This is a genomic window from Caldimonas manganoxidans ATCC BAA-369 (assembly GCF_000381125.1).
GTDB classification, from domain to species: Bacteria; Pseudomonadota; Gammaproteobacteria; order Burkholderiales; family Burkholderiaceae_C; genus Caldimonas; species Caldimonas manganoxidans.
The window spans coordinates 18,816-40,024 of sequence record NZ_KB905944.1 but is presented as its reverse complement, the minus strand read 5'-3'; the positions used below and the strand labels follow the sequence as shown (position 1 = coordinate 40,024).

The following is a 21,209-nucleotide window of genomic DNA, read 5'->3' as shown; positions in this document are numbered from 1 at the left end:
GCGGCGGCCGGCCCGCGCAGGGCTGGCCGTGGCGTGGTGGCTGCATTAAAGAACGGCCGTTCTTTTTTGCACACCCGTGTTTTCCCCAGAGTCTCCCTTCCTGGGGCGCAGCACACGGTTCAGTGCAAGGCCCGCTGCGGCGGGGGGGCCGTGGAGGGGGGGCGGCTCATCCGGCCACAAGGCTTCGCGTGCCACCGGAAAGCGCACCGTCACGCGCGTGCCGCGGGCCTCGGCAGCGGCGGGGCGCGCATCCTCGATCGACACCTCGGCCCCATGCTGCTGGGCGATTTCCCGCACGATGGCCAGGCCCAGGCCGCTGCCGTCCACCTCGGTGCCCAGGGCCCGGTAAAAGGGCTGGAACACCAGTTCGCGCTCATTCTCGGGAATGCCAGGGCCGGAATCTTCCACCTGCAGCACCACCACTTGGCCGAAAGGGTCGTGCAGCACGCGCACGGTGACCGTGCCGCCCGGCGGGGTGTAGAGCAAGGCATTGTCCACCAGGTTGCGCACCAGCTCTTTGATGAGCAGCGGATTACCGCGCAGCAGCGAGCGGCCCGCCGGCCCCAGGCCGCGAGGGGGACCCTCATAACCCAGGTCGATGCGCTTGTCCATCGCGCGTGGCACGAAGTCGCGCACCACCTCGGTGACGATCTCGCCCAATGGCACTTCGTGGCGGCGCGGACTTTGGCCTTGGTTTTCCGCGCGCGCCAGCGCCAACAGCTGGTTGACCATGTGCGCGGCGCGTTGGCTGGAGCGCGCAATCTGGCGCAGCGAGCGCTTGAGCTCCTGCGGGTCGCGTTGTCCGGCGTCGATCTCGCGCTGGGCGAGTTCGGCCTGCATGCGCAGTCCGGCCAATGGCGTCTTGAGTTGGTGGGCCGCGTCGGCCAGGAAATGCTTTTGCGTTTTGATGGATTGGTCCAGGCGTGCCAGCAAGTCGTTGATCGAGCGCACCAAGGGGGCCACTTCCTCGGGAGCGTCGTGCTCGTCGATGGGGCTGAGGTCGTCGCTTTGGCGGCGCCGGATGCGCTGCTGCAGTTCCGACAGCGGCGCGATGCCGCGCGACAGAGCCAGCCACACCAGCACCACCGCCAGCGGCAGGATCACGAATTGCGGCAGGATCACGCCCTTGATGATCTCGGTGGCCAGGTGCGAGCGCTTGTTCAGTGTTTCGGCCACTTGCACCAGCGCATGCTGGCCTTCGTCGGCCCCATCGACCTCCACCCAGACATAGGCCACGCGGATGGGCACATTGTCGATGGCATCGGAGCGCAGTTTGACCGTGCCGGGCTCATGCGGCTCCTCGGCCACCGGCACCGGCAGGCTGTGGTCGCCGCTGACGAATTCGCCGCGCACGCCCAGCACTTGGAAGTAGATGTCATCGGCATTGTCGGCCTTGAGAAACTCCGAGATCGTCGGCGGCAACTGAAAGATCACCTCGTTGTGCGAGACGGCCACCTGCTGAGCCAGATTGCGCGCCGTCTCGGTCAGCGCACGATCAAAAGGCCGGTTGGCGATGTTCTCGGCCACCACCCAGGTCAGGCCCACGCTCATGGGCCACAGCAACAACAGCGGCGCGAGCATCCAGTCCAGGATCTCGCCAAAGAGCGAACGCTGTTCGCGGGCCAAGGTGGGACGCCTGTGTCGTGCTGCGTTACTGCGGGATCTTCTCGAGGCAGTAGCCCAGTCCGCGCACGGTGGCGATGCGGATGGGGCCTTGCTCGATCTTCTTGCGCAGTCGGTGGATGTAAACCTCGATGGCGTTGTTGCTCACCTCGTCGCCCCATTCGCACAGGCGCTCGACGAGCTGATCCTTGCTCACCAGGCGGCCCGTGCGTTGCAGCAAGATTTCCAGCAGGCTGAGCTCGCGCGCCGACAGCTCGATCATTTGGTCGTTGATGTAGGCCACCCGCCCGGTTTGGTCGAACGTCAGGGGCCCATGCTTGATCAGCGCGGAGGCCGCACCCAGACCGCGGCGCGTGAGCGCTCGCACCCTCGCTTCGAGCTCCTGCAACGAAAACGGCTTGGCCATGTAATCGTCGGCCCCGAGGTCCAGACCCTTGACGCGCTCTTCCACGCTGTCGGCCGCGGTGAGGATGAGCACCGGGGTGGTGCTGCCGCGCGAGCGCAGCCGACGCAAGACTTCCAAGCCGTGCAGCTTGGGCAGGCCCAGATCGAGGATGACGAGGTCGAATTCGTGCGAGGTCAGTGCCGCGTCGGCCTCGGTGCCCGAGCCGACTTGATCGACCGCATAGCCCGAGCCACGCAGCGAGCGCAGCAGGCCATCGGCCAGCACTTGATCGTCTTCCGCGATCAGGATGCGCATGGCTGTCTCCTCACGATGTGAGCGACCGATTTTAGGCCAGCCCCCTCACATCAGGCTGACGGCCAGCCGCCCGCATAGGCCTCCAGCCCCAGCTTGACGACCGTGGCCACGTCCTCGCCCACTTCGGCGCGGAACTCGGCCTCGGCCTGGGCCACGGCGCGCCGGAAGGCCTCCAGCCAGGCCAGGCCGTTGGGGGTGAAGCGCACGAGCCGGGCACGGGCATCGCGCGGGTCGGCCTCGCGCACCACCAGGCCCCAGGCCTCGCATTGGTCCACCAGGTCGCCCATGGCCTGCTTGCTCATGCCGGCCTGGGCCGCCAGCTCGGTCAAGCGCGACCCCTCCAGCGCCAGGTGGCGGGTGATGTGGATGTGCGCGGCCGTCACCTGCTGGCGCGCCGCCAGGTGGGCCAAGGCCAGCGGCACGTCCACGTCGCGGGCCATCAACGCCAGCACCCGGGCGTCGAAGCGGCGCATCGCATGGCCGAGCAGGCGGCCCAGGTGAGTCTGGCGCCAAGTGTCGTTGGGCCGTGAGGAGGACATGCCTAGATAGTAAGGCAAACTGACCAAAAAATCTGTTTACGCGAGAGTACGGGTGGCACAAAATACTGTGCATGCATCCAGCCTGTGCATCGGAACAGGCGCATGAGACCCCATCAGCCAACCCTCGAGGAGAGATTCGTGGACGCACCCGTCAAGGCCCTGAACACTGAAAAAGCCAAAGCCCTGCAAGCCGCGCTGGCCCAGATCGAAAAGCAGTTTGGCAAGGGCTCGATCATGCGCCTGGGCGAGGGCGAGGCCGTCGAGGACATCCAAGTGGTCTCCACCGGCTCGCTGGGCCTGGACATCGCCCTGGGCGTGGGCGGTCTGCCCCGTGGCCGCGTCATCGAGATCTACGGCCCGGAATCCTCGGGCAAGACCACGCTCACGCTGCAGGTGGTGGCGCAGATGCAAAAGCAAGGCGGCGTGTGCGCCTTCATCGACGCCGAACACGCGCTGGACGTGCAGTACGCGCAAAAGCTGGGCGTGAACCTGCAGGACCTGCTCATCAGCCAGCCCGACACGGGTGAGCAGGCGCTGGAAATCGTCGATGCGCTGGTGCGTTCGGGCTCGGTCGATCTCGTCATCGTCGATTCGGTGGCCGCGCTGACCCCCAAGGCCGAGATCGAAGGCGAGATGGGCGATGCCTTGCCGGGCCTGCAAGCCCGTCTGATGAGCCAGGCCTTGCGCAAGCTCACCGCCACGATCAAGAAGACCAACTGCATGGTCATCTTCATCAACCAGATCCGCATGAAGATCGGCGTGATGTTCGGCTCGCCCGAGACCACCACTGGCGGCAATGCGCTCAAGTTCTACGCCTCGGTGCGCTTGGACATCCGCCGCGTGGGCTCGATCAAAAAAGGCGAGGAAGTCATCGGCAGCGAAACCAAGGTCAAGGTCGTCAAGAACAAGGTCTCGCCCCCGTTCAAGACCGCGGAGTTCGACATCCTGTACGGCGAAGGCATCTCGCGCGAAGGCGAGATCCTCGACCTGGGGGTGGCCACCCGGGTGCTGGAAAAATCCGGGGCCTGGTATGCCTACAACGGCGAGAAGATCGGCCAGGGCAAGGACAACGCCCGTGAATTCCTGAAAGAAAACCCCGATCTGGCCTTCGAGATCGAAAACAAAGTGCGCGAGGCCCTGGGGGTGCCGTTGCTGGCCGGGGCCGCCGCGCCTGCGGCCGATGTGCCGGCCAAGCCCACGGCCAAGGGCAAAGCCCGCGCCGCCAAAGACCCGGCCGAAGACCTGACGGAAGAATGAGGCCGCGCGGCCCGCGCGCTGCCATGGGCATGCCTCCCCTGTCCTTGAAGGGTCGGGCCCTGAAGTATCTGGCGCGGCGTGAACACTCGCGCCTGGAGCTGGCCCGCAAGCTGGCGCCGCATGCCCAAAGCCCCGACGAGGTCGAAGCCGTGCTCGATGCCCTGCAGGCCGCAGGCTGGCTGAGCCCCGCACGTTTCGTCGAATCGGTGGTGCACCGCAAAGCCGCCCGCTTCGGAACGGCGCGCATCCGGCAAGAGCTGCAAGGCCATGGACTCAGCGGCGAGGCGGTCACCGAGGTCTTGCAAGCCCTGAGCGCCACCGAATTCGAGCGCGCCCGGGCCGTCTGGGCGCGCCGCTTTGGCGGTGAAGCGGCCCTCGATCCGGCCGAACGTGCGCGCCAGATGCGCTTCCTGGCTGCCCGAGGCTTCAGCCCCGAGGTCATCCGCCGCGTGGTGCGTGGCGACGGTTGACCCAAGACCGGTGGCGCACGCCGCTGGCCCCCGACAGCGATGGCGCGTGCAGAGCCGCAGCCAGCGGCGGCCTGGCCCTCAGCGTGTAGCCTCTTCTTTGCGCCGTTGCAGCCATTCGGCCTCGATGTCGCGCAGGCGCACGTCGATCACCGAGGCCTCGATGAATTCGGCGGCGCCTTCGGCGGCACGGCTCAGCCGCTGGGCGGCGCGCAGGCGGTCGATGGCGCCTTGCAGGTCGCCCAGCAGGTAGCGCGCCTCGGCCTGGGCGCGAATGCTGCGCAGCGGCTGCCCGAGGCGCTCCCAGGCTTGTCCGAGCAATTCCCAGGCGCGATGGTCGCGCGGATGCAAGGTGGCCCAGGTCTGGAGGTCTTCGGCGGCATGTCGCCATGCGCTGGCTTCGGCCTGGCCGTCGGCCAAGACGGCTTGCGCCATCAGCAGCTCGCTGGCGCGCGAGCCGTCGCCACGGTAGGCGGCCAGGGCGGCTTGGGCTTGGGCGGCTTGGCCTCGAGTCAGGGCCAGATCGGCCTGGATGAGGGCGAGCGCTCGGCTGGCGCGGGCGTCTCCTTGCACCAAGGGGGCGGCGCGTTGGAGCGCGGCTTGCATGCGTGGCCAGTCGCGCAGCGCGGCGGCGGCATGGGCTTCGGTGCTGGCTTGCAGGAGCGCGGCCGGGCGTTCGGGCGAGCTGGCGTTTTGCGCGCTCAGCCAGTTGCGCGCGGCGTCGGGGCGCGGGTCCATCAGCACACGCGCACGGCCTTGCATCAGGGCGTGTTCCAGTGTGGGCGCCGGCGGCGTGCGCCCTTGCAGCCCGGTGCGGGTGCGGGCTTCGCCGATACGTTCGCTGGTCAGCGGGTGGCTGCGCAGATAGGGGAAGGCATTGTCGTCGTTCAGACGCGAGACTTGCTGCAGCTGCTCGAACATGCTGGGCATGCCCAGCACCGAAAAGCCCGCCCCTTCGAGCAGCCCCAAACCGATGCGGTCGGCCTCGCGTTCCATGTCGCGCGAGAAGTTGAGCTGGCCTTGAACGGCGGCGGCTTGCCCGCCGGTGATCAGCGCATTGGCCGCATCCGGGCTGCGGCTGGCGGCCATGACGCCCAGGATCATCGAGGCGATGGCCAGCATGGACTGTTGGCGCTGCTGCGTCAGCCCCCGGGCGATGTGGCGCTGCGTGACATGGGCCAGTTCGTGCGCGAGCACCGAGGCGAGTTCGTCGGCGGTGGTGGTCATGCCGATGAGGCCCAGGTGCACGCCGACGTAGCCGCCGGGCAAGGCGAAGGCGTTGACCGTCCGGTCGCGCACCAGAAAGGCTTCCCAGGCAAAGCGGTCGGACAGCTCGGCGGAGAGGTCGCCGCGTGCTCGGGCGGCCGACAACAGGGGACGCCACAGCCGCAGCAGGTAGTCTTGCAGCACCAGATCGTCGGCATAGGCCGGATCGCGGCGGATCACTTGCATGATGCGGTCGCCGAGCTGGCGTTCGGCCATCGGGCCGAACTCGGCCGAAACCGTGTCGCCCAACGCAGGCAGGGCCGTGGAGGCTTGGGCCGCGCAGGGCGGGGTGGCCGAGGGGGCCAGGCCACTGAGGCCGCAGGCCAAGATCAGGCCCACCAGGCGGTGTCGAAGATGTGAAGGGCGGGGCATGGAGCAGACCATACCAGGACGCAAGGCCCGGTTCGTGGCAGAAAGCTCCATTGGAAACCGCTGGCGCCCCGAGGTTCGGTGTCTTTACACACTGGAAACACTTGCGGCGCGCCTCGCTATCATGCGTGGTTCATGAAGCCATCCATTCCAAATCCTGCGCCCGCAGGGTTGACGCATTTCGACGCGCAAGGTCAGGCCCACATGGTCGATGTGTCGGCCAAAGACGTGACGCACCGTGTGGCGGTGGCCGAAGGCCACATCGAGATGCAGCCGGCCACCTTGCAGATGATCGTGGCCGGCACCGCGAAAAAGGGGGACGTGCTGGGCATCGCCCGCGTCGCCGCCATCCAGGGCGCCAAGCGCACGGCCGACCTGATCCCCTTGTGTCACCCGCTGCCGCTCACGCGGGTGGCGGTGGACTTCGAGGTGGAGGCCGCGGCTTGCCGGGTGCGCTGCCGCGCCCAGGTGGAGACCCTGGGGCGCACCGGCGTGGAAATGGAGGCGCTGACCGCCGTGCAGGTGGGCCTGCTGACGATCTACGACATGTGCAAGGCCGTGGACCGCGGCATGACCCTGGGCGGCATTCGTCTGCTGGAAAAGCGCGGAGGCAAATCTGGGGCCTACGTGGCGCCGCCGCGGTGAGTCGGCAACGCTCAGCTGGGTTTGGCCAGTCCGAGCTTGTCGATCAAGGCTTTTTCCTTGGCGAAGGTCTCCTCGGCAAAACGAGCGTACTGGGCGGAGTTCATGTACATCAGCTCCTGGTCGTACTTGGCCAGGGCTTCGACATGGTTGGGCATTTCCATCGCTTGCTTGAAGGCGTCGTGCAAGGTCTTGACCAGTGCCGGGTCCATGCCTTTGGGCGCGCCGATGCCATAGGGTGAGGCTTGCACGATGCCCAGGCCCAGCTCCATGAGCGTGGGCACATCGGGGAAACGCTTGAGCCGTTTGGCGCCCCAGGTGTTGAGCAGGCGCAGTTTGCCGGCTTCCACATGCGGGGCAAAGCCGGTGGAGTCGGCCGCGGCCATCAGCTGGCCGCCCAGCAGGTCTTGCATCAGCGGGGCGCTGCCGCGGTAGGGGATGTGGTTCAGTTGCAGGCCCAGCTTTTGGGCGATCTCCTCCATGGTCAGGTGTGGGCTGGTGAGCACACCGGTCGAGCCATAGCTGAGCTTGCCGGGGTTGGCGCGGGCATAGGCGACGAAGTCTTTCCAGTCCTTCAAGGGCGAGTCGGCCGGCACCACCACGCCAAAGGCATAGCCCGTGACGCAAAGGATGTAGGTGATGTCTTTCACCGGATCCCAGTTGATCTTGGTGGTATAGGGCAGACGGAAGACGCCCAGCGGGATTTGGGCCAGGGTGTAGCCGTCGGGTTTGGCGGATTGCAGCGCCTGTGCCGGCAGGGTGCCGCCGGCGCCGGATCGGTTCTCGATCACCACCGGCTGGCCGAGGATCTTGGAGGCATTGTCTGCCAGGACGCGCATCGTGACGTCGGTGGGGCCGCCGGCTGGGAAGGCGATCATCAGCGTGATCGGCCGGCTCGGGAACGCCTGGGCTCGCACCCAGGGAGCCACGCCCAGGGCCACGGCCGATCCGCCCAGGGCTTGCAGGAGGTGTCGACGCTTCATGGTGCTTCCTCGAAAACCAGTGGCATCGAGGATGGCACCCCGATCCTCGGCCAACCACCCGGATTTGTCCTGAACATCTGTCGCGCAGGGGTCAGGGTCGGCGGTCGAGTTCCGATCTGCAGTTCACAGGCGGGTGGACATCACGGATTGCACCTCGCGCGCCACTTGCATCAAGGCCGCTTCGTCCAGCGGCGCGAGCGCGGCCACTGCCGGCACGGCCGCTTCGAGCATGGCCGGCGCGCACATCAGGTAGTGCGCCACGGTGGACAGCGCGCACAAAGGGCGCGCGGCGGGCAAGGAGGGCCAGGTGCCGCCGCTGCGCACACTGACGTGGTAGCGCACGCAGGCGATGGCGGCCGGATCGAGCATCCAGGTCTCGCACAGGGCCGCCCCCAGCGCATCATGGCTGACGCCGAAGGCCTGCATTTCCTGCAGCAAGAGCAGGTCGTCCGAAGGCGCGGCCTGCAGCATCGGGCCGTAGCGCTGCGGAGCATGCCGCACCATCACCGCCTTGCCGCATTCTTCGAACAAGCCGGCCGAATGGGCCACGAAGGCCTGCAGCCCGAGCTGCCGGGCCATCAGGCCCATGAGCAGACCGCGCCGGCTCGCGCGTGACCACAGCAGGTCCAGCTCGGGGGTGGCGGGAAAGACCGAGCGCAGGCCCATCTCGTAGACGATCGCCGCCACGTGGCTGCTGCCCAGATACTGCAGGGCCTGCTGCACGGTGCGCACTTGGTGGCGCAGGCCATACAGGGGCGCGTTCAAGGTCTTGAGCACGCTGGCGGCCAGGGCCATGTCCTTTTCGATGAGCGCGGCCATGGCCTTGAAGTCCACCTCGTCTTCGGCCAGCAGCAGCGACAGCTCCACCAGCACTTGCGGTCGGGCCGGCAGATCGATGTTCAGGGCGCGAAGGGCGGGATCGACGGGCATGCGTTGGGGGTTCAGTGTTTGCGCAGCTGCAGCGACACCTGGATGTCAGCAGTGCCGCGATTGACCCAGGCCCAGCACACCGCTTGCGGGCGCGTCACCTCCAGCGCGTCGCGCGCCTCGCGCACGGCGCTGCGCGACGAGTCGCCGACCACTTGGCGGGTGCGTGCGTCGCGCACGGAGAAATCCACCGGCCCTTGGGCCACGAAGGCCCACACGACCCGCTCGCCCGCAGCCAGCCGGCTGCAGGCTGCGTGTTCGGATCGGGGGGCGACGGTGAACACGTGGCTGGCGGTGCCCTGCGCATCCCAGCGCAGGTCCTCGGCCTGTGCGCCCACGGCACCCCCCATCAGGGCCAGGGCAGTCAGACTGGGCAGTATCGGCTTGGCCATGGTGGCATCCATCGGCCGATGGACGGCCGCTCTGCGTAACACTGTAGCGCAGGGCGAGCCGGTCATGGCCCTCAGGGACACCCTGGCATGGCCGCGTGGGGGCTGTGGGTCGCTGGTGGCCTTTGGCAGAATCGGTAGCTCATCGAGCCGCTGACTCTGGACCCCCCATGCAGACCGAACCTGGCACGAGCGCCACGATTTCCAAAGAAGAAGCTTTCGTTTGGTTGGGCCGCATCACGCGCCAGCTCCATGAGGCGATGCTGGCCTTGGGCGTGGGCCCGGAGCTGCCTCGTCTGGCCGAGGAGATCCCCGATGCGCGCGAGCGCCTGGCCTATGTGGGCCAGATGACCGAGCAGGCGGCTCACAAGGTGCTCAACCTGGTGGACGAGGCCAAACCCCAGTGCGAGCAGGTGGCCGCCCAGGGCCGGGAGCTGGCCGACAGTCTGCGTCGATTGGCCGAGACGACCGATCTGTCGCCCCAACGCTCACGCGCGATGATGAAGCTGTGTGCCGACTATGCCGAGCGCGCCGCCAGCTTTGCCCAGGGCCAAAGCGAGATTCTCAGCCAGATCATGCTGTCGCAGGACTTCCAAGACCTCTCCGGTCAGGTCATCAAGAAGGTGATCGACATCATCTCCCGCACCGAGCAACAGCTGCTGGACCTGCTGGTGGCCAGCGCGCCCGAGCAACTGCAGGGCGTGGGCGGGGGGGTGGCGGCCGAGCGCAGCAAGCCGGCTGGCGTGCCCTCGAGCCAAGACTTGGCCGGGCCCCAGGTGCCGGACAAAGCGCTCAAGCAAGACGAGGTGGACGACTTGCTGGCTTCGCTGGGGTTTTGATCAGGCCGAGGCGGCCGGCTGGCGCCGCTGGAACATGCCCCAGCCTTCCATGCGCAACACCACCTCGTCCTGGCCGTTGGGGCGCCGCGCAATGGCTTCCCATTGCGAACGCACCAGCCCCACGTGCGGCTTGCTGTTCATCGGCCGGGCTTCGAGCACTTGCATGCGCACCCGCAACACGTCGCCGGGATAGACCGGCCGCAACCACTGCAGCTTGTCCAGCCCTGGCGAGCCCAGGCTGGCGGCTTCCAGCAAGTACTCGTCGCACATCATGCGCATGACCATCGCGCAGGTGTGCCAGCCGCTGGCGGCCAGCCCTTGGAACAGCGGGTGCGCGGCGGCGGCCTGCTCATCGAGGTGGAAGGGCTGAGGATCGAATTCACGGGCGAAACGGATCACCTCGTCGCGATCGACCCGCTTGGCGCCGAACTCGCGCACCGAGCCGGGCGCGAAGTCTTCCCAGTACCAGCGCGGGGCGGGGGAGGGGGTGTGCATCGTCATGGTCAAGGATGGAGTTCGGCGCGGCCGAGCCGGAACGGCGCGTGCCGCCCTACGGGGGTCGGATGGGCTGCCGCAGGTGCCGATGGGCAGGATGCGGCTTTTTGCATAGTATCGCGCCACCGACGGTGGCGCCACGCCGACCTTGCGATGACCGGAGCTGTCCATGAGTGTGCTGGTGTTGGGATTGATCTTGTTCCTGGGGGTGCATTCGGTGTCCATCGTGGCGCGTCCCTGGCGTGATGGCATGGTGGCCCGTCTGGGCGAAAGACCTTGGAAGGGGCTGTATTCGCTGATCGCTGCGGTGGGCCTGGGGCTCATCGTGTACGGCTATGGCCTGGCCCGGCAGGCGCCGGTGGTGCTCTACACCCCGCCGACGGGCTTGCGCCACTTGGCGCTGTTGCTGATGCTGCCGGTCTTCGTGCTGCTGCTGGCGGCCTATCTGCCCGGACGCATCCGACGGGCGACCCAGCATCCCATGCTGGCGGCCACCAAGTTTTGGGCCCTGGCGCACCTGCTGGCCAATGGCACCGTGGCCGACGTGCTGCTGTTTGGCGGATTTCTGGTGTGGGCCGTGGCCGACCGCCTCGCGCTGCGGCATCGCCCGGCCGCCGCCGAGAGCGCCGCAGCCCCGATCAACGATGCGCTGGCCGTCGCCGGTGGGCTGCTGATCTACGGCGTGTTCGTGCTCGGGGCCCATGCTTGGCTGTTCGGCGTCAATCCGCTGGGGCGCTGAGGGCGGCCCCTTGCGGGCGCCGGGCGGGCCGCCAGTCGTCTTGCCACTGCCGGCTCGATCGGGGCGCGACCACGGCGCAGGCCTTCAAGGGCTGGCCACGGTGAAACGCCGTTGCAGGTGGCGGGGCCGTTCGATCTCGTCCAACACCGCCACGGCCAGGTCGGCCACCGAAATGCCCGCAGGCTGGTCGCCAGCCATCAGCACCTCGTCGCGGCCCAGACGATAAGCGCCGGTGCGCTGGCCGGGCTGCAGAAAGACCGGCGGGGACAGAAAGGTCCAGTCCAGCGAAGTCTCCTGTCGAATCAGGTCGAGCGCCTCGCGGGCGGCCAGCGCGCCTTGTTTCCATTCGGCCGGGAAGGTGGGCGTGTCCACCAGCTGCACGCCAGGGGCCACATAGAGGCTGCCGGCGCCGCCCACCACCAACAGGCGTTTGACGCCGCCGCGTTTGACGCCCTCGAAGATGGCGCGCGTGCCACGCAGGTATTCGTCATGAAGCTGCGGGTGGGTCCAGCCCGGGTTGTAGGCACTGACCACGGCGTCGGTGCCGGCCACCGCGGCGGCCACCTGGGCGGGGTCGGTGGCATCGGCTTGCACCACCGTCAGGCCCGCCTGGGCCGATAGCGTGTCGGGGTGGCGCGACAGCGCGGTCACCGCATGGCCGCGTTGCAAGGCTTCGGCCAGCACGGCCGAGCCGACGAAGCCGGTGGGGCCGATCAGAGCGATGTTCATGGGCATCTCCTTTCATCGAAACGATTCACCCTGAACGATAGAGCAGCGATTCCTTCTAAACTAGATGGTCGAATTTGCCTTCTTTCTTTAGAAAAACTTCATGATCGAGCAGCTCAAACGCATGGCCGTGTTGGCCGTCGTGGTCGAACAGGGCTCGATGAAGGGGGCCGCGCGGGTGTTGGGCACCACCGCTTCGGCCGTGAGTCAGCAGGTGCGTCAGCTCGAACGCGACATGGGCGTGACGCTGCTGGTGCGCACCACGCGCAAACTGCGCTTGACCGCGGCCGGTCAGCGGTTTCATGAGGGCTGTGCGGCCATGCTGGCAGCGGCGCGTTACGCTGGCGAGCAGTTGGCCCAGCTGCGCGATGCACCGGTGGGCGAGCTGCGGGTGTCGTCCCCGGTGGGGTTTGCGCGCCATTTGGGGCCGGCCTTGGCGCCGCTGTTGGCAGCCAACCCCGGGTTGAGTTTGCATCTGCAGGTGGACGATGCGCTGATCGATTTGGTCGAGCAGCGCATCGATCTGGCCATTCGTTTCGGCCGCTTGCCCGACTCCACCTGGGTGGCTCATCGCCTGGGCGAGATGCGGATGATGCTGTGCGCGGCGCCGGCCTATCTGGCCGCGCGCGGCGTGCCGGTCACACCGGCCGATTTGCTGAGCCATGACTGGCTGCGCACGGCCGGCGGCAGCTTGGGCGCGACGCTGGAGCTGCATGGCCCCGGCGGTGCCGTGGAGCGCCTGCGGGTTCAGGCGCGCGTGACCAGCAACAACCAACTGTCGTTGCAGCAGATGTGCGAGGCTGGTCTGGGGGTGGCCGTGATGGGCGATCTCGACGTCGAGGAGGCCGTCAAGGCCGGTCGCCTCGTGCCTTTGTTGCCGCATTGGCATCCGCCGCCCCTGGGCATGTATGCACTGACGCCTCGGCCAGACGTCCAGCCTGCCAAGGTGCGCTTCGCGATCGAAGCCCTGCGCCGGGCGATGGCGCCGTCCGGCCCTAAGATGCTGGCATGAGACGCATTTGGTGGATCCTGTGCATGGGCCTGGCCGCTCCGGGGTGGGCCCAGACGGCATGGCTGCTGGGCGAGTTGCATGACCAGCCCGAGCACCAGCGTCAGGCCGAACTCATCGTCCATGAGCTGGCCGCGCAAGGTCGTCTGTGGGCCTTGGTGCTGGAGATGGCCGAACGCGGCCGCCAGACCCAAGGCCTCCCGCCAGAGGCCACCGAAGCCCAGGTGCGCCAGGCGCTGGCCTGGCAGGACGCCGCCTGGCCATGGGCCGCCTATGGCCCGGTGGTGATGGCCGCCGTGCGTGCCGGCGCGACGGTGTACGGCGGCAACCTGCCGCGACCACGCTTGCGCGAGGCGATGAGCCAGCCCGAGTGGGAGGCCAGCGTGCCGGCCGCAGCGCATCGACGGCTGTTGGCCGCGGTGCATGACGGCCACTGTGGCCTGGTGAGCCAGGCACAACTGCCGGCGCTGGTGCGCATGCAGATCGCCCGCGACGACGCCTTGGCCGCCACGGTCGCCGCCGCGGCGCATGGGGCCGCGCCCGAGGCCGTCGTGCTGCTGCTGACGGGGGCCGTGCACGCGTCGCGCGCCACGGGCGTGCCCTTGCATCTGCCGCGTCATGCCCCCGCGCTGAGGCTGCGCACCACGGCGTTCGTGCCCGAGGGCGCCCAGCCCCCCGAAGGCTTCGATGAGGTGCGCATCACCCCGGCCGGACCCTCTCGTGACCATTGCGCCGAGCTGCGTGCGCGCGGCATGCCGGCGATCACTCCCCCTGCTTCCCGATGAACACGCCGTCGTCTTCCCCCACGGGCCCGCTGGCCGGCCTCAAGGTGCTGGAATTGGGCCAGCTCATCGCTGGGCCGTTTGCCGCCAAGACCTTGGCCGATTTCGGCGCCGAGGTGATCAAGATCGAGCCGCCGGGCACGGGCGATCCGCTGCGCCAGTGGCGATTGCTGCACAACGGCACCAGCGTGTGGTGGCAGGTGCAGTCGCGCAACAAGAAGAGTGTGGTGCTGGACCTGCGCGAGCCGGCCGATCGCCAGATCGTGCGCCGGCTGGCCGACGAAGCCGATGTGCTGATCGAGAACTTCCGGCCCGGCATGATGGAAAAGTGGGGGTTGGGCTATGAGGAGCTCTCGCGCACCAACCCGGGCCTGGTGATGCTGCGCATCAGCGGCTATGGCCAAAGCGGCCCCTACAAGGACCGTCCGGGCTTCGGCGTGGTGGCCGAGGCCATGGGCGGGCTGCGCTACCTCACGGCCGAGCCGGGCCGCGTGCCGGTGCGTGTGGGCGTGAGCCTGGGCGACACGCTGGCCTCGCTGCATGGGGTCATCGGTGTGCTGATGGCCCTGCACGAGCGCCATCGCTCGGGCCGCGGCCAGGTGGTCGATGTGGCCTTGTACGAAAGCGTCTTCAACGTGATGGAAAGCCTGCTGCCCGAGTACAGCGCCTTTGGCGTGGTGCGCGAGCCGGCCGGCTCGGCCCTGCCAGGCATCGCGCCCAGCAATGCCTACGCGTGCGTCGATGGCTGGGTGCTGGTGGCTGGCAATGGCGACTCCATCTTCAAGCGCTTGATGGCCGCCATTGGCCGCCAGGACCTCGGGCAAGACCCGGAGTTGGCCCACAACGTGGGCCGTGTCCAGCGCGTGGCCGAGATCGACGCGGCCATCGGTGCCTGGACCGCAACGCGCACCGTCACCGAGGTGTTGGACGTGCTCCATGCCGCCGAAGTGCCCGCAGGCCGTATCTACACCGCGCGCGACATCGCCGAAGATCCGCACTATCGGGCCCGGGGCATGATCGAGTCCGTCACCACGGCCGATGGCTTGAGGGTGGAGGTGCCCGGCATTGTGCCCAAGCTCTCACGCACCCCCGGGGCGATTCGGCGGCGCGCGCCCACCTTGGGCGAAGACACCGAGGCCGTGCTGCGTGAGCTGGGGCTGTGCGACGAACAAATCGCCGCCTTGAAGTCGCGCGGCATGGTCTGAGCCTTGTTCGAGGCTACAGTGGGGCCTTTTGCTCGTCTCGTCGTCCCATGCTGGCCTATCGTCACGCGTTCCATGCGGGCAACCATGCCGATGTGCTCAAGCACCTGGTGTTCACCCAGGTGTTGCGCTACCTCGGCCAGAAAGACAAGCCGTATTGGCTGATCGACACCCATGCCGGTGCCGGCGGCTACGACTTGCGGGCCCGCCATGCGCAACAGCATGCCGAATATCTCGAGGGCATCGGACGGCTGGTGCTGCGGGACGATCTGCCGCCGGCCGTGGACGATTACGTCCAGATCGTGCGCCAGCACAACCCGGACGGCGTGCTCAGGCACTATCCGGGGTCGCCGGCGTTCGCGCGTGCCGTGATGCGCCCGCAAGACCGATTGCGCTTGTACGAGCTGCACCCCACCGACCACCGCCAGCTGTTGCGCCGCTTCGGTGCTCAGCCCCATGTCGAGGTGCACGTGGCCGACGGCTTTGCCGCGCTGCGCAGCCAGTGGCCGCCGCCGTCGCGCCGCGGCGTCGTGCTGATGGACCCGCCCTACGAGCTGAAGGCCGACTATGGCCGAGTGGTGGCGACCCTGCGCGAGGCCGTGCAGCGCTTTGCCGAAGGGGTTTACATGGTGTGGTATCCGCAGTTGCAGCGGCTGGAATCGCAGCAATTGCCCCAGCGGCTCAAGCGCCTGGCGCCCAAGGGCTGGCTGCACGTGCGCATGACCGTGGCCCGCCCGGTGCAGGCAGGCTTTGGCCTGCTGGGCAGCGGGATGTTCGTGATCAATCCGCCCTGGGTGCTGCACGACACGCTGGCGGCGGTGCTGCCTTGGCTCACCGAGGTGCTGGCGCAATACGAGGGGGCCAGCTACCTGCTCGAGCAGCACGCGGTGTGATCACACCCCGCGTTGTCGGTCGGCCCGGAAGCGCTGCCGAAACGCCTCGAACTGACCGGCCTCCAGCGCCTCGCGCACCTCGCGCATCAGGTTCAGGTAGTAATGCAGGTTGTGCAGGCTGGTGAGCATGGGTCCCAGCATCTCGCCGCAGCGGTCCAGGTGGTGCAGGTAAGCACGGCTGAAGTTCGTGCAGGTGTAGCAACGGCAGGTCTCGTCGATCGGGCGCTCGTCGCTCTTGTAGCGTGCATTGCGCAGCCGCAGGTCGCCGTAGCGGGTGAACAGATGGCCGTTGCGCGCATTGCGCGTGGGCATCACGCAGTCGAACATGTCGATGCCCCAGGCCACGCCTTCGACCAGATCCTCGGGGGTGCCCACCCCCATCAGGTAATGCGGCTTGTGGGCTGGCAAGCGTGGGCCGATGTGGGACAGCACGCGCAGCATTTCTTCCTTGGGCTCGCCCACGCTCAGGCCGCCCACGGCCAGGCCGGGCAGGTCCAACGCTTCCAGGCCGGCCAGTGAAGCCTCGCGCAAGTGGGTGTACATGCCGCCTTGCACGATGCCAAACAGCGCATTGCGGTTGCCCAAGCGCTCGAACTCCGCCTGACAGCGCTTGGCCCAGCGCAGGCTCAGCTCCATCGATGCGCGGGCCTCGGCCTCGGTGGTGATGTGGCCGCCGGTTTCATACGGCGTGCACTCGTCGAACTGCATCACGATGTCGCTGTTCAACACATGCTGCACCTGCATGCTCACTTCGGGCGTCAGAAACAGCTTGTCGCCGTTGACGGGCGAGGAGAACTTCACGCCTTCTTCGGAGATTTTCCGCATCGGCCCCAGTGACCACACTTGGAAGCCGCCGCTGTCGGTGAGGATGGGCTTGTGCCAGCCTTCGAAGCGGTGCAGCCCGCCGAACTGCCGCAAGACGTCCAGCCCCGGCCGCAGCCACAGATGAAACGTGTTGCCCAGGATGATCTGCGCGCCCATCTCGTCCAACGAGCGCGGCATCACGCCTTTGACGGTGCCGTAGGTGCCCACGGGCATGAAGATCGGCGTCTCGACCACGCCATGGTTGAGCGTGAGCCGGCCGCGGCGGGCGTGGCCTTCGGTGTTCAGAATCTCGAAATGCAGGCCGCGTGGAACAGGGGAGGACGTCATGCGAGTGTTTCAATCCGGAAGCGGGGTGCGCCTCAGCAGCATCGCGTCACCGTAGCTGAAGAAGCGGTAGCGCTGCTCGATCGCGTGGCGGTACAGCGCCATGATGTGCCGATGGCCCGCGAAGGCGCTGACCAGCATCATCAGCGTGCTTTTGGGCAGATGGAAGTTGGTGATGAGCATCTCCACCACCCGGAAGGTGAAGCCGGGGGTGATGAACAAATCGGTCTCGCGGCTGCCGGCCTGGAGCCGGCCCGAGACGGCCGCCGACTCCAGCGCGCGCAGCGTGGTGGTGCCCACGGCCACGATGCGTCCGCCGGCCGCGCGCGTGCGCTCGATGGCCGCCACCGTCTCGGCGCTCACCTCGAACCATTCGCTGTGCATCTTGTGCTCGGCCAGATTCTCGGTGCGCACCGGCTGAAAGGTGCCGGCGCCCACATGCAGCGTCACCTGCGCCAAATCCACGCCGCGCTCACGCAAGCCGGCCAGCACGGCCTCGTCGAAGTGCAAGGCGGCCGTCGGCGCGGCCACCGCGCCGGGCTTGGCGGCAAACACCGTCTGATAGCGGCGCGCGTCGTCCTCGCTGTCGGCATGGGTGATGTATGGCGGCAGCGGCACGTGACCGTGGCGTTCCAACAGCAGCAGGGGATCGTCCGGGAAGCGCAGATGGAACAGGGCGTCGTCGGGCCCACAGCGGCCGAGCACCTCGGCATCGAAGGCGTCGGCGAAACGCACCGTGCTGCCCGGCTTGGGGGACTTGCTCGCGCGCAGATGGGCCCAGACCTCGCCGCCGGGCAAGACCCGCTCGACCAGGGCTTCTACCGCGCCGCCGCTCAGCTTGCGGCCGAACAGCCGTGCCTTGATCACCCGCGTGTCGTTGAAGACCAGCAAATCGCCTGGCGCCAGCAGTTGCGGCAGCTCGCGAAAGATGCGGTCCGCCGGCGGCAGCCAGCGCCCGTCCAGCAGACGCGAGGCGCTGCGCTCGGGCACCGGATGCTGGGCGATGAGTTCGGGGGGCAGAGCGAAGTCGAAATCGCTCAGGGTGTAGGTGTGTGACATCGAAGTTGAGGGCCAGACCGACCCGTGCCAACGGTGGGTGAACGAAGCAAAGGCAGAATTGTCCCATGTCCGAGGTCCGCGCCGCGCCCAAGCAGGAAAAATCTGCCCCCCAAAAGGCCCTGGAAAAGCTGGGGCTGGTGCGCGACATCGACCTGGCGCTGCACCTGCCGCTGCGCTACGAGGACGAAACCCGGCTGACGCGCCTGGCCGAGGCGCGCGACGGCGAGGTGGTGCAAGTCGAAGGCGTGGTCACCCACAGCGACATCGTGCTGCGCCCGCGCCGGCAATGGGTGGTCACCCTGGACGACGGCAGCGACACGGTGCGGCTGCGCTTTTTCAGCTTTTACCCCCATCATCGAAAAACCTTGGCCGTGGGGCAGCGCGTGCGGGTGCGTGGCGAGCTGCGAGCCGGCTTTCAGGGCCGCGAAATGGTGCACCCCAGCTTCAAGGCCGTGACGGCGGACACCCCGCTGGCCAGCACGCTGACGCCCGTCTACCCCACCACGGCGGCGCTGCCCCAGGCCTACTTACGCAAGGCCGTCGCCGGCGGCCTGGCGCGGGCCGAGTTGGGGGAAGTCCTGCCTGCCGAACTGGTGCCGCCTGGCCTGCCGAGCCTGCGGGAGGCGTTGCAGACCTTGCACCACCCGCCGCCGCGCACGCCCCTGGCCGCGCTGGAAGACCGCAGCCATCCGGCGTGGCAGCGACTGAAATTCGAAGAGCTGCTGGCGCAGCAGCTGTCGCAGCTGCAAGCCCAGCGCGAGCGGGCGCGGTTGCGCGCACCGGCCTTGCCGGCACGGCCCGGCGGGCTGCACGAACGCTTGCTGGCGGCGTTGCCGTTTGCACTGACCGGCGCCCAGCGCCGCGTGGTCGAGGACATCGCGCGTGACATTGCCCGCCCGCAGCCCATGCACCGTCTGCTGCAAGGCGATGTCGGCTCGGGCAAGACCGTGGTGGCCGCGCTGGCAGCGGCCATTGCCATCGATGCGGGCTGGCAGTGCGCGTTGATGGCGCCCACCGAGATCCTGGCCGAGCAACATTTCCGCAAGCTCGTCCACTGGTTGGAGCCGCTGGGCGTGGAGGTGGCCTGGCTGACCGGCAGCCTCAAGGGCAAAGCCCGCAGCGAGGCCTTGGCCCGGGTGGCCTCGGGCCAAGCCCAGCTCGTGGTCGGCACCCATGCGGTGATCCAGGAGCCCGTGACCTTTGCCAAGCTCGGGCTGGCGCTCATCGACGAACAGCATCGCTTTGGCGTGGCCCAGCGTCTGGCCTTGCGGCGCAAGCGGCAGGCCCAGGCGCTCGAGCCGCATTTGTTGATGATGAGCGCCACGCCCATTCCGCGCACGCTGGCGATGAGTTACTACGCCGACCTCGACGTGAGCACCATCGACGAGCTGCCCCCTGGGCGTTCGCCCATCGTCACCAAAGTGTTTGCCGACGACAAACGCCAGGCCGTCATCGACAAGATCCGCGCCGAGGTGGCCCAAGGCCGGCAGGTGTACTGGGTGTGTCCGCTGATCGAGGAGAGCGAGGCGCTGGACCTGCGCAATGCCACCGAGACCCATCGGCAGCTGTGCGAAGCCTTGCCCGGCACGCCGGTGGGGCTGCTGCACGGGCGCATGCCGGCGGCCGACAAGGCCGCGGTGATGGAGCAGTTCGCCCGCGGCCAGATGCAGCTGCTGGTGGCCACCACCGTCATCGAAGTGGGTGTGGACGTTCCCAATGCCAGCCTGATGGTGATCGAGCATGCCGAGCGCTTTGGTCTGAGCCAGCTGCACCAGTTGCGCGGGCGCGTGGGCCGCGGGGCCGTGGCCAGCGTGTGCGTGCTGCTGTACACGCCACCGTTGTCCGATGCCGGCAAAGCCCGCCTCAAAGCGATGGTCCAGACCACCGATGGCTTCGAGATCGCGCGTCGTGATCTGCAAATTCGCGGCCCCGGCGAGTTTCTGGGCGCGCGCCAGTCCGGCGCACCGCTGCTGCGTTTTGCCGACGTGACCGAGGATGAGCACTGGCTGCATGCGGCCCGACGCATCGCCCGGGTGCTGCTGGATCGATACCCTGCGGCGGCGCAAGCGCACATCGAGCGCTGGCTGGCGGCCAAGGTCGATTACCTCAAGGCATAGCCCCAGGCTATCCACGGGCGGCCATCCGGCGCACAATCGTGACATGGCCCCGATAGTTTTTTCCTTCTGCCTGCGGAGGCGTCCGCGATGACCCTGACCGAGCTGCGTTACATCGTCGCCGTCGCGCGCGAGAAGCATTTCGGCCGCGCGGCGGAGGCCTGCTTCGTCTCCCAGCCCACGCTGAGCGTGGCGATCAAGAAGCTCGAAGACGAGCTGGACGTGAAGATCTTCGAGCGAGGCGCCAGCGAGGTGAGCGTCACGCCGCTGGGCGAAGAAATCGTGCGCCAGGCCCAAGCCGTGCTGGACCAAGCCGCCGCGATCAAGGAAATCGCCAAGCGAGGCAAAGACCCGCTCAACGGCCCGCTCAAGCTGGGCGTGATCTACACCATCGGCCCCTACCTGCTGCCCGACCTGGTGCGCCAAACCATCGAGCGCGTGCCGCAGATGCCGCTGATGCTGCACGAGAACTTCACCGTCAAGCTGCTGGAGATGCTGCGCACCGGCGAGCTCGATTGCGCCATTCTGGCCGAACCCTTTCCCGACGGCGGTCTGGCAACGGCTCCCTTGTATGACGAGCCCTTCATGGTGGCCGTGCCGCGCAGCCACCCGCTGGCCTCGCGCCAGCAGATCGCCTCCGAGGAGCTCAAGCGCGAGACCATGCTGCTGCTGGGCACCGGCCATTGCTTTCGCGACCATGTGCTGGAGGTCTGCCCGGAGTTTGCCCGCTTCTCCAGCGATGCCGAGGGCATCCGCAAGAGTTTCGAAGGCTCGTCGCTGGAGACCATCAAGCACATGGTGGCCTCCGGCATGGGCTTGACGGTGGTGCCGCAGCTCAGCGTGCCGCGCGAGCCGCAGCCGCATGTGGCCTACATCCCCTTTGCGCCGCCGGTGCCCACGCGCCGCGTGGTGTTGGTGTGGCGTCGCACCTTCACCCGCTACGAAGCCATCGCGGCGCTGCGCAATGCCATCTATGCCTGCGAGCTGGCCGGCGTGCGTCGGCTGTCCGAGTGAATCTTTCCGTGTCTACCTTCCAAGGA

The 21,209-nt window shown here is 67.8% G+C and carries 22 protein-coding genes; 11 read left to right on the top strand and 11 right to left on the bottom strand.

Features of this window, described 5'->3' with window-relative positions; translation table 11 throughout:
* Window positions 1-45: 45 nt before the first annotated feature.
* The 3 genes from F615_RS18210 to F615_RS0110085 form a co-directional block, all read right to left on the bottom strand.
* Window positions 46-1,581 (bottom strand): sensor histidine kinase, encoded by a 1,536-nt coding sequence (locus tag F615_RS18210; RefSeq protein ID WP_156824605.1) that lies wholly within the window; start codon window positions 1,579-1,581, stop codon window positions 46-48.
* A 70-nt stretch (window positions 1,582-1,651) separates the two neighbouring features.
* Window positions 1,652-2,323, bottom strand: a complete 672-nt coding sequence (locus F615_RS0110090; protein ID WP_019561062.1) for a response regulator — start codon at window positions 2,321-2,323, stop codon at window positions 1,652-1,654.
* 50 nt (window positions 2,324-2,373) lie between these two features.
* A complete protein-coding gene (locus F615_RS0110085) occupies window positions 2,374-2,862 on the bottom strand; it encodes a MarR family winged helix-turn-helix transcriptional regulator (RefSeq protein WP_019561061.1) in 489 nt (162 codons plus the stop codon).
* 138 nt (window positions 2,863-3,000) lie between these two features.
* Between F615_RS0110085 and recA the strand changes: the two genes are divergently transcribed.
* Together recA and recX are read left to right on the top strand one after the other, a co-directional pair.
* Window positions 3,001-4,119: a recombinase RecA gene (recA, locus tag F615_RS0110080; protein ID WP_019561060.1), complete on the top strand. Its 1,119-nt coding sequence runs from the start codon at window positions 3,001-3,003 to the stop codon at window positions 4,117-4,119.
* A gap of 23 nt (window positions 4,120-4,142) precedes the next feature.
* Window positions 4,143-4,589 carry a recombination regulator RecX gene (gene recX, locus F615_RS0110075; RefSeq protein ID WP_019561059.1) on the top strand — a complete coding sequence of 149 codons (447 nt, stop codon included), beginning with the start codon at window positions 4,143-4,145 and terminating at the stop codon, window positions 4,587-4,589.
* Window positions 4,590-4,667: 78 nt separating this feature from the next.
* Here the strand turns inward: recX and F615_RS0110070 are convergent, their stop codons facing one another.
* Window positions 4,668-6,224, bottom strand: a complete 1,557-nt coding sequence (locus tag F615_RS0110070) for a M48 family metalloprotease (protein ID WP_156824603.1) — start codon at window positions 6,222-6,224, stop codon at window positions 4,668-4,670.
* Between the two features lie 132 nt (window positions 6,225-6,356).
* On the opposite strand from F615_RS0110070, the gene moaC reads away from it, so the two are divergent.
* Complete coding sequence (moaC, locus tag F615_RS0110065) at window positions 6,357-6,866, top strand: cyclic pyranopterin monophosphate synthase MoaC (RefSeq protein ID WP_033371249.1); 510 nt, start codon at window positions 6,357-6,359, stop codon at window positions 6,864-6,866.
* Between the two features lie 11 nt (window positions 6,867-6,877).
* Here moaC and F615_RS0110060 read toward each other — a convergent pair whose 3' ends face one another.
* From F615_RS0110060 to F615_RS0110050, 3 genes are all read right to left on the bottom strand, one after another.
* Entirely contained in the window at window positions 6,878-7,846 is a 969-nt protein-coding gene (locus F615_RS0110060; protein ID WP_019561056.1) for a Bug family tripartite tricarboxylate transporter substrate binding protein, read from the bottom strand.
* Between the two features lie 123 nt (window positions 7,847-7,969).
* Entirely contained in the window at window positions 7,970-8,776 is an 807-nt protein-coding gene (locus F615_RS0110055) for an HDOD domain-containing protein (protein ID WP_019561055.1), read from the bottom strand.
* 11 nt (window positions 8,777-8,787) lie between these two features.
* Window positions 8,788-9,165: a hypothetical protein gene (locus F615_RS0110050; RefSeq protein WP_156824602.1), complete on the bottom strand. Its 378-nt coding sequence runs from the start codon at window positions 9,163-9,165 to the stop codon at window positions 8,788-8,790.
* A 167-nt stretch (window positions 9,166-9,332) separates the two neighbouring features.
* On the opposite strand from F615_RS0110050, the gene F615_RS0110045 reads away from it, so the two are divergent.
* Window positions 9,333-10,001 carry a protein phosphatase CheZ gene (locus F615_RS0110045; protein WP_019561053.1) on the top strand — a complete coding sequence of 223 codons (669 nt, stop codon included), beginning with the start codon at window positions 9,333-9,335 and terminating at the stop codon, window positions 9,999-10,001.
* Here the strand turns inward: F615_RS0110045 and F615_RS0110040 are convergent, their stop codons facing one another.
* A complete protein-coding gene (locus tag F615_RS0110040; RefSeq protein WP_019561052.1) occupies window positions 10,002-10,496 on the bottom strand; it encodes a MaoC family dehydratase in 495 nt (164 codons plus the stop codon).
* A gap of 169 nt (window positions 10,497-10,665) precedes the next feature.
* Between F615_RS0110040 and F615_RS0110035 the strand changes: the two genes are divergently transcribed.
* Window positions 10,666-11,235 (top strand): NnrU family protein, encoded by a 570-nt coding sequence (locus F615_RS0110035; RefSeq protein WP_019561051.1) that lies wholly within the window; start codon window positions 10,666-10,668, stop codon window positions 11,233-11,235.
* 84 nt (window positions 11,236-11,319) lie between these two features.
* On the opposite strand, the gene F615_RS0110030 is transcribed toward F615_RS0110035, so the two are convergent.
* The gene (locus F615_RS0110030; RefSeq protein ID WP_019561050.1) at window positions 11,320-11,964 is read right to left on the bottom strand and encodes an NAD(P)-dependent oxidoreductase; all 645 of its coding nucleotides are present in this window, start codon (window positions 11,962-11,964) and stop codon (window positions 11,320-11,322) included.
* Window positions 11,965-12,064: 100 nt separating this feature from the next.
* Between F615_RS0110030 and F615_RS0110025 the strand changes: the two genes are divergently transcribed.
* Genes F615_RS0110025 through F615_RS0110010 form a run of 4 tightly spaced genes read left to right on the top strand, consistent with a single transcriptional unit; the run spans window position 12,065 to window position 15,847 of the window.
* Window positions 12,065-12,973, top strand: coding sequence for a LysR family transcriptional regulator (locus tag F615_RS0110025; protein ID WP_019561049.1), 909 nt, complete (start codon window positions 12,065-12,067; stop codon window positions 12,971-12,973).
* Window positions 12,970-13,755: a ChaN family lipoprotein gene (locus F615_RS18205; RefSeq protein ID WP_083932450.1), complete on the top strand. Its 786-nt coding sequence runs from the start codon at window positions 12,970-12,972 to the stop codon at window positions 13,753-13,755. Before F615_RS0110025 ends, F615_RS18205 begins: the two co-directional genes overlap by 4 nt.
* Window positions 13,752-14,957: a CaiB/BaiF CoA transferase family protein gene (locus F615_RS0110015; protein ID WP_019561047.1), complete on the top strand. Its 1,206-nt coding sequence runs from the start codon at window positions 13,752-13,754 to the stop codon at window positions 14,955-14,957. Before F615_RS18205 ends, F615_RS0110015 begins: the two co-directional genes overlap by 4 nt.
* 47 nt (window positions 14,958-15,004) lie before the next feature.
* Window positions 15,005-15,847, top strand: a complete 843-nt coding sequence (locus F615_RS0110010) for a 23S rRNA (adenine(2030)-N(6))-methyltransferase RlmJ (protein WP_019561046.1) — start codon at window positions 15,005-15,007, stop codon at window positions 15,845-15,847.
* On the opposite strand, the gene tgt is transcribed toward F615_RS0110010, so the two are convergent.
* Window positions 15,848-16,999, bottom strand: coding sequence for a tRNA guanosine(34) transglycosylase Tgt (tgt, locus tag F615_RS0110005; RefSeq protein WP_019561045.1), 1,152 nt, complete (start codon window positions 16,997-16,999; stop codon window positions 15,848-15,850). It abuts the gene before it with no gap.
* 9 nt (window positions 17,000-17,008) lie between these two features.
* Window positions 17,009-18,055, bottom strand: a complete 1,047-nt coding sequence (gene queA, locus F615_RS0110000) for a tRNA preQ1(34) S-adenosylmethionine ribosyltransferase-isomerase QueA (protein WP_019561044.1) — start codon at window positions 18,053-18,055, stop codon at window positions 17,009-17,011.
* A 65-nt stretch (window positions 18,056-18,120) separates the two neighbouring features.
* Here queA and recG point away from each other — a divergent pair, with 65 nt between their 5' ends.
* Window positions 18,121-20,172, top strand: a complete 2,052-nt coding sequence (gene recG / locus F615_RS0109995) for an ATP-dependent DNA helicase RecG (protein ID WP_019561043.1) — start codon at window positions 18,121-18,123, stop codon at window positions 20,170-20,172.
* A gap of 87 nt (window positions 20,173-20,259) precedes the next feature.
* Complete coding sequence (locus F615_RS0109990; protein ID WP_019561042.1) at window positions 20,260-21,183, top strand: LysR substrate-binding domain-containing protein; 924 nt, start codon at window positions 20,260-20,262, stop codon at window positions 21,181-21,183.
* Window positions 21,184-21,209 lie beyond the last annotated feature (26 nt).